Annotated in this window: 1 pseudogene; it reads right to left on the reverse strand. The window is 56.2% G+C overall.

Annotation, left to right across the window (positions count from 1 at the left end):
• Positions 1-639 (reverse strand): annotated as a pseudogene (locus Y017_RS15055) (transposase); the annotation flags it as partial.

The raw sequence follows: 639 nt of genomic DNA on the forward strand, positions 1-639 counted from the left end.
ATGAAGTCCATTGACCAGACTTGGTTCGGCGCGATGGGCACATCCAGTTCGCCCGGGTAATCTCGCTTGATCCGCCGTCTCGGCTGGATGCGCAGGTTGAGCTCCAGCTCACGATAAAGCCGATATACGCGCTTGTGATTCCAGAGGTAACCTTTCACGTTGCGCAAATACATAAAGCACAACCCGAACCCCCATCGCTTGTGGGTCTGTGTCAGCTTCAGTAGCCAGTCGGCAATCACTGCGTTCTCGCCATTAAGCTTTGCCTGGTAGCGATAGCAAGTCTCGCTTATACCGTAGGCCTCGCAGGCCAACCGGATACTAATGCCATGCTTGGCAACGCCTTTTCTGGCCATCTCTCGACGTTGAGACGGCCTTACAGCTTTCCCTCAAGCGCCTCCTGGCGCAGCTCGGCCTTGAGCCGCTCCTCGGCGTACATCTTCTTGAGCCGGGCATTCTCAGCTTCCAGCTCCTTGAGCCGCTTCATGAGGGAGGCATCCATGCCGCCGAACTTGGCCCGCCACTGATAGATCAGCGCCGTGCTGACATTGTGCTCACGGGATAGTTCAGCAACCGGTACACCGGCCTCATGCTGTTTGAGAATCGCCAGAATCTGGCTGTCGGAAAATCGAGACTTCTTCA

This window comes from Alcanivorax sp. 97CO-5 (assembly GCF_000524665.1).
GTDB lineage: Bacteria > Pseudomonadota > Gammaproteobacteria > Pseudomonadales > Alcanivoracaceae > Alcanivorax > Alcanivorax borkumensis.